General features: G+C 70.6%; 7 protein-coding genes. All 7 read right to left on the reverse strand.

Annotated features, from left to right (window positions below):
• Nucleotides 1-454, reverse strand: a 454-nt coding sequence (locus A5714_RS14905; RefSeq protein WP_197513718.1) for an ESX secretion-associated protein EspG, incomplete at its 3' end; no start/stop codon positions are given.
• Between the two features lie 10 nt (nucleotides 455-464).
• A complete protein-coding gene (locus A5714_RS14910) occupies nucleotides 465-755 on the reverse strand; it encodes a WXG100 family type VII secretion target (RefSeq protein WP_068070284.1) in 291 nt (96 codons plus the stop codon).
• A gap of 48 nt (nucleotides 756-803) precedes the next feature.
• Nucleotides 804-1,097 (reverse strand): type VII secretion protein EsxS, encoded by a 294-nt coding sequence (locus A5714_RS14915; RefSeq protein ID WP_068070225.1) that lies wholly within the window; start codon nucleotides 1,095-1,097, stop codon nucleotides 804-806.
• Nucleotides 1,098-1,187: 90 nt separating this feature from the next.
• Nucleotides 1,188-2,660 (reverse strand): PPE family protein, encoded by a 1,473-nt coding sequence (locus tag A5714_RS14920; RefSeq protein ID WP_068286235.1) that lies wholly within the window; start codon nucleotides 2,658-2,660, stop codon nucleotides 1,188-1,190.
• 2 nt (nucleotides 2,661-2,662) lie between these two features.
• Nucleotides 2,663-2,971, reverse strand: coding sequence for a PE family protein (locus tag A5714_RS14925; RefSeq protein WP_068070227.1), 309 nt, complete (start codon nucleotides 2,969-2,971; stop codon nucleotides 2,663-2,665).
• Nucleotides 2,972-2,982: 11 nt separating this feature from the next.
• The gene (eccCa, locus tag A5714_RS14930; RefSeq protein WP_068286240.1) at nucleotides 2,983-6,942 is read right to left on the reverse strand and encodes a type VII secretion protein EccCa; all 3,960 of its coding nucleotides are present in this window, start codon (nucleotides 6,940-6,942) and stop codon (nucleotides 2,983-2,985) included.
• A partial coding sequence (locus A5714_RS14935) for a type VII secretion protein EccB (protein ID WP_197513721.1) occupies nucleotides 6,939-7,354 on the reverse strand: 416 nt, incomplete at its 5' end. The genes A5714_RS14935 and eccCa, both read right to left, overlap by 4 nt.

Consider the following 7,354-nt stretch of genomic DNA (forward strand, 5'->3'; position numbering starts at 1 on the left):
GCCCGACGCCGAGGACCGGGACCAGCGCGCGGGGATCGTCGATGTCCATCGCGGTGAAGGTGACCAGTTGCGCGTTGCGCAGCGCGACCACCGTCTTGCTCGGACCGGCGGCCCCGGTGCGCTGCGCGACGATGCCGCGCAGCAGTTCACCGGCGCCGCCGGCCTCGGCGGAGTCCTTGCCCGGGCCCACGAAGCGCAGGTCCAGCCACCGCCCCGGGAAGCACACCGTCTTGATCCACTCCGCGACCGCGGGGTTGATCTGGCCGTCCGGCGATACCAGGCCCAGCTCGGCCAGCTCGGCGCGTTGCCGGTCGAGGAACGCCTGGCGGTGGGCGGCGTCACGATAGGGCGAGGTGATCGCCAGCACCCACGGGAAGCTGCCCGCCCCGATCGTTTCGGCGATGAACCAGGCGTGGTCGACCGTCAGCTCGACGGCGTTCGGTGCTGGCTCCATCAGGCTCGGACTAACCGCCCCACTTGGCGGCCTCGGCCTGGTCACGGGCCAGCATGGACATGGTGTTGGATTCGTGCGTGCTGGCCATCGCCTGGTACGCCCGCACCAGGCTCTCCATCGCCTGGTTCCACTGGGCCTGCCACGCCTGGTAGGTCATTCCGGTGTCACCCTGCCAGGCGGACGACAGCGTCGCCTGCTCGGTGGCGATGTCCGTGCCGAGCCCCTGCATGGTGCCGGCATAGGCCGTCATGTCCGCGGCGTGGCTCAGCATCGCCGGGTAGTTGTACATAATCTGTGACATCACAAGTCCTTTCGCGAGTTGGCTGCTTAGTCGGAATCAGAAATCGGGTCAGAACGAGGTGTAACCCGAGGCGCCCGCGGCGTCGGCGGCCACGTAGGTGCCCGCCGCGTCGCCGAGGTTGGCCTGGGCGATGTCGAGCAGCGTGTTGACCCGGGCGGCGACCTCGACGAACCGGGCGTGCGCGGCCTGGAACGCGGCCGAGGACTCGCCCTGGTGGAACGCCTGCGCCGACACGGCTTCCTGCTCGGCCTGGCTGATGGTGCTGCGCATCAACGCGGCCTTGGCGGAGAACGCCGACTGCGCGGCAACCAACTGCGGGATGTGAGCGTCCAGCATGCTCATGGTGATTCCTTTCTCTCGGTCTCTCGCGGCCCGGTGCGGGCCAGTGGCTTGGTGGGGGTCGAGAAGTCGGGGTGCATCGTGGTGAAGTCCTTACTCCCCCTTCCCAGCTTCGGTCGGGGCCGCCGGGTCGTCGTCGTCCCGCTCCCAGGTGCCGGGCACCATGGGCGTGCGGGGGCCGCCGCCGAATTCGTCGCCGGACAGCTTGGTCAGTCCCGCCGCCCGGAATCCCGTGTGCCGCTGCGCGGTTCCGGTGAAGCCGAGCGTCCCGGCGCCCGCGGCCGAGGCGACGGCGGCCAGCTGGTCCTCCTCACCGAAGTCGGGCGGCACACCGATGTCGGAGTCCATGTCCAGGAATTCGTCGCCGTGGTCGCGCATTTCGGCGCGCCGGCGGCGCCGGGCGCGCGCCTCGGCCCGACTGGAGGCCGCCGCGGCCGCCGCCGGGACAGTCGCCGCGGGGGCCTTGGCACCGCCGCGGCCACCGAGGGTGGGCCCGACGCCGGTCTCCGGATCACCGCCCGCCGCAACGAGATAGCCGAACGTGCCGGTGGCGGGTGCCGGCGCCGGCGCCGTGCTGGGGGCCGGGGCGCTGGCGGGGGTGCTGGCGGGAGCGCTCGGCGCCGTGCCCAGAGTCGGGGCCATCGCGACCGCGGGCAACATCGACGGCTTGCTCGATGCCAGGACCGGGGGCACGACGGCCGGGGCCGCCTCCTCCGGCGCGATGTCGAGGGGCGTGATCAGCGTGCTGAGCCCGATCCCGAGTATCAGCGGGATGAGGAACGGTGCGGTGAGGAGCGCACCCCAGGTCGGCCACCCGACGGCGTTGAAGAACACCTGGTAGGCCACGAAGAACAGCAGCGGTCCGTTGGCCGCGAGAAACGCCGGCAGGTTCGACCAGAAGTCCTGCAGCATCTTGGAGATGTTCTGGAAGAAGTCCTGCAGGAACTGGGACAGCTGCTTGAAGAAGTTCTGGATCCAGTCGCCGATGTCGGAGGTGCTTTGCGCGGCGTCAGCGGCGTTACCGCCCGGGTTCACGATGGCCGGAGCCATCACCGTGCGCGGCGCGGCGGCCAACGCCGACCCGGACACGGCCTGGTAGGTGCTCATGACGGTGGCCGCCTGCGTCCACATCCGCGCGTAGTCGGCCTCGTTGACCGCGATCGGAATGGTGTTGATGCCAAAGAAGTTGGTCGCCAGCAAGACACCGTGCACGGTGTGGTTGGCGGCGAGCTCCGGCAGCGTCGGCATGGCCGCGAGCGCAGCGGTGTACGCCGCCGCAGCCACCTCGTGTTGCGCGGCCACGCCGGCGCTGTCGGCGCCGGCCTGTTGCAGCCACGCCAGGTACGGCAGGTGCGCCGCCACATACTGCTCGGCGCTGGGCCCATCCCACGCGCCGGACTGCACCGATCCGAGAAGCCCACTGAGTTCGGCGGCCTCCGTTGTGTATTGGGTGCTGAGCGAGGTCCAGGCGCCGGCGGCGGCCAACAGTGGCCCCGCCCCCGGTCCCCCGCTCAGCATCGCCGAATGCACTTCCGGCGGCGATGCCATCCAGATGGGAAACGTCATAACTAGGCGCCCGAGAACCCGTAGCTCGCGGCGGCCGCGGTGTCACCGGCGAGGTAGCTGACCCCGGACTGGCCGACGCCCACGCCGGCGCGACCCAGCTCCTCGACGCCCTGCGCGGCCACGGCGGCGTGCTCCTGGCCCTGGGCGCTGAAACCGAGGGCGGTCTGCAGCGACACCGGATCCACCGCGGGCGGCACCACCGCGGTGATCGCCGGGGCCGCCGCGGCGTGTGCCGCCGCCAGCCGCGCCGTCAGCGCCTCCACGGCGGCGCTGGTGGCAGCCAGTCCTTCGGGAACCACTCGCAACGTCATGATCTCTCCCCTTACTGTTGCGTTTCACCAAACATGGCGGCCTCCCCGACGAGCGGGTTGACCAACTGCACGTACGTCGGGCTGTCGCTGTCGCCCAACAGGATTGCGCGCCCCGCGGGAAGCCGGCCGAAGCGCTGACCGCGGATCTTGCCGCTGTCTTGCGGGTTGCCCGCCAGCATCAGCGTGGTGGCCTGCAAGTCGTTGAGGCGGCGCAGCAGCGGGCTGGTCATCAGCGCGTGCCCGGATCCCGTGGCGCGCGCCGTGACGATCACCCGCAGCCCCAGATCGGCCGCCTGCGAGAGGATCCCGAGCAACGGGGTCCACGGTCGCTGGCCGATGTAGGGGCCGCTGAGCGCGGGCGAATCCGGGATCTGGTCGACGTCATCGATGATCAGGTAGTGGGTGTGGCCCTGGTAGCTCCACCGCGACAGCTCGCCGGGGCTCAGGCCGGCCGGTGGCCGCCGCGCCTCGAGGAGGTTGGCCAGTCCCAGCATCGCGGGGATGATGCGGTCGACGTTGGCGGTGTACTCGTTGTCGGCGAACAACGGCTCGTCGACGAGGTGCAGCCGCCGGTCCAGCACGGTGAACGCCACCTGGTCGGCCGACGAGTTCTCGCGCACCGTCCGAATGATGTGGCGCAGCAAGGTCGTCTTGCCCGACTTGCTGTCCCCGAACACCATCAACAGCGGCTGGTCGGCGAAGTTGACGACGACCGGCGCGAGATCCTCCTCGCGCTGACCGATGACCACCTGCTCCGGGCCGCGATACAGCGCGCCGACCGCCGCCGGCGACAGGTTGGTGGGCAGCAATCGCACCGGCGGCGCCGTCACGCCCGGGTAGCGGGCGTTGAGGGCGGCGACCTGGTCCAGCTGCGGCTCGGCAAACAGGAAGTGCTCGGCGGCCATGGTCAGGCCGCGGCCCGGCTGGTCGTGCGGCACGGCCTCGGCCGGCCGGCGCAGAGCGCCCACCACCCGCACGTTGCTGTCGCGCGGGTCGTGCAGCTTCAGCTCGAGCCGCAGGCCCAGCCCGTCGCGCATGGCCAGCGGCACCTCGAGCCAGCTGGGAGTGGTGACGACGACGTGGATGCCGTAGGCCAGACCGATGTTCACCAACTCGGAGACCCTGGCCAGCAACGGGTTTCGCGTGTTGAACTGGTCGGTGTTGTCGCGGCCGAACGCGTAGAGGTTGTCGATGACCAGGAACACCTCACCGAAGCCGTCGTCCGGGGCCGCGCCGTGCCTGTCGCGGAACTGTTCGCGGCGCTGCCTCGACAGCAGCAGCTGCTCGAGCTCACCGAAGGTCCGCCGGATCCGCTCGGGTTCCAGCGCCGACGCCACGCTGCCGACGTGCGCCAGGTCTTCGAGCGCTCGCAGCTTCCCACCGCCGTAGTCCAGGCAGTAGAAGGTCACGTCGCGCGGCGAATGCAGGCTGGCGGCCGACAGGATGAACGTCTGCAGCGCGGTCGACTTCCCCGACTTGGGGCCGCCGTGAATGACCACGTTGGCGGCCGACGAGGTGGCGTCGAAGATCAGCGGGTCACGGCGCATCTCGAACGGCTTGTCGATTTCGCCCAGCGGCCACTGCCATTGGCGCTGCGGCACCCCGGCGCGGGCCAGCACCGAGGTCAGCGGGATCGGCTCGTCGAGCGGCGGCAGCCACAGCTGCGGCGCCCGCGGGCCGTAGCCGGCCAGCTGGTCACCGATCGTGGCGATGAGCTTGCGCGGCGGGCCGGCCAGCTCCTCGTCCACCTCCAGCGGGACCACCGTGTCCTGATCCGGCTCGACCCGGCCGGCCGAGAACAGCTTGGGCTCCGGGATCGACGGCACCGCATAGGATTTCGGCCGTTGCGGAGGCTCGTAGATGCCGTCGACGTAGGTGCTGCGGAACTTCACCGGGGCGGCGCCCGGCGCGGGCACCAGGAAGCCCACGCCCTTGTGCTCTTTGCCGGATTCGATGTGGTACGCGTCCTCGACGCCGATGATCTGGCGAGAGACGCTGGGGCTGGCCACCTTCAACCCGATGCGGTAGGAGGTGTTCTTGTCGATGTCCTTGATCTTGCCGACGTCCAGCGTCTGCGACGCGAACAAAATGTGGATGCGGAACGACCGGCCTTTGCGCGCAACGTAATCGAACAGCTCGGCGTACTCCGGGTGATCGGCCAGCATCAGGGTGAACTCGTCGGCGACGACGAACAACGTCGGAATGGGCGGCAAGTCATGCCCGGCCGCGACGGCGGCCTCGTATTCGACGACCGAGTTGAACGCGCTGCCCTGCACGCGGCGGCCGGCCTCCCGCAGCAGCGTCTCGCGGCGGGCCACCTCCCCGCGCAGCGTGTCGGCGAACCGGTCGGCCAGCGACTTCTTCTCCGCCATGTTCGAGATGACGGCGACGACCTGCGGGAAGTGGCGGAAGCTGTCCGCGCCGGCCTCGCCCTTGAAGTCCGCGTAGATGACGATCAAGCGGTCGGCCGAGTGAGTGGTCAACAGCGACAACAGGATCGACATCAGGGTCTGAGACTTGCCGGACCCCGTCATACCGATCATCAGGCCGTGCGGCCCCATCCCGCCCTCGGCTTCGTCCTTGAGGTCGAAGTACAGCGGCTCACCGGTGGCCGTGACGCCGATGGGCACGCGCAGCTCGTCCTCGCGCCGGCGCGGGGCCCACAGGGCGGGCACGTCGAGCTGCGAGGCGTCCGGGATCCCGAGCAGGGTGGTGAAGCTCGCCCCGCGGGTCGCCGCCGACCGTAGGCCCGTGTGCGTCGGGTTGGAGTCCCAGCGCGACAGCTGACGGGCCAGGTGGGCGGCGTCGGGCACCCCGAGTTGGTCGGCGTTGTCGATGTAGGGCTGCCAGCCTCCCGTCTGCCAGCGTTCGATCGCCCCCTGGCCGACCCGCAGGATCGGCTTTTCCGGGTCCGAGTACTGCTCGCGGTGGGGCGCCGTGGCGCAACGGTGCACGACGGTGACCCCCGCCCGGCCCAGCGCCAAGGCCGAAGCGTTGACGTCGTAGTCCGGGTCGTCGATGACGACCAGCAGGTGGCGCAGCGCATCGCCCGACTCGCCGGTGAACGCCGGCCGGTCCACCAGGGCCGGCCCCAGCAGGCCGACCAGGTCGTCGGCGTCGGTCGAGAGATAGCGGGCCGGGCCGACGCCGTCGATCTCACCGGGAATGTCTACGTGCGGCAGCCACTTCAGCCACGACCAGTCGGGGTCCTCGAGGTCCCGGGTGGCCAGCGCGACCCCGAGCACCGTCGGGTCATGCCAGGTGACGGCCTGGGCGATCCACGCCCGCAGCGCCCCGCGGGCCTCGTCCGCCGAGCCCAGGACGGTGATCCGCGACACCTTGTTCAGGTCGATGCCCGTCGGCACATCCCGCACGATCCGGTGCGTGTCGAGCAGGCTGCGTAATGCGCTGTGCGACACCGGTTCCAGGTCGATTTCGTCCGCGGTGTCGTTGACCCGCAGCGCGGTGGTCAGGGGCACCTGGTGACGGCCCGCCCGAAGCACCAGGAAGTCGGGGTCGTGGGGGTCACGCTCCCACTGGCGCCGCGACCCGGGCACCGCGGACAGCGCCGCCGGCTCGGGGTGGGACCACTGCGCGGCAGCGCGCTGCTGGGCCGCCTGGGTGCGGATGTTGTCCCGCACCACCGACAGGTAGCGCAGGTAGTCGGCTCGTTCGGCGTCGACCTCCTCCGTCCGAGTCTTGTTGTCGTTGCCGCGGTACATCGCGGTGGCGGCGAGCAGCAACACGAACGGGAAGAACAGCGTCTGCGGGGAGATCATCCGCATGCCGGTGGCGAACAGCGCCACCACCATGCCGACGATCAGGATGACCAGCACGTAGGGCATCGCGCGCCGCAGGAACGACGGCGGGATGACCCGGGGCAGCTCCGGCGGGGCCTCGATGGTGATGGTCCCCTTGCGGGCGGCCGGGGGAGCTAGGCGGCGGCGGGCTTCGAATATGAGTCGGCTCATCGGGGGGCTCCTTCGGCCGCGACGGGACGGCCCGGGTTGTTGTCCGGCGTCAAGCCGTCGTGTGCCAGTAGCGCGTCGGCGCGCGACAAGGTCGGTCCGGCGGCGAACAGCGACAGCACCGACCACGGAACGGGCAGGGGCGAACCGCTCAGCCCAAGTGCCTCAACGGTTTTGCCGTGCCCGGTGGCGGAGTTCTCCGCCTCGTTGTCGATGCCGTAACGCACACCGGTGTCGGAAACCCAGAACAGCGATCCGGCGCCGGGCGCACCCGCGCCACCACCGGCGACCTGAGTGAAGTAACCCGTTCCGGGGGGCAGCGCGACCCGGGTGGCCGTGGCCGCCGCCCCACCGCCGACGAGGTCGACGGTGTGGATCGACTCCGGGACCGGCAGCGCCGAACCGGCCAGCAGGT

The sequence above is a fragment of the Mycobacterium sp. E2462 genome (genome assembly GCF_001672685.1).
In the GTDB taxonomy this organism is placed as follows: Bacteria; Actinomycetota; Actinomycetes; order Mycobacteriales; family Mycobacteriaceae; genus Mycobacterium.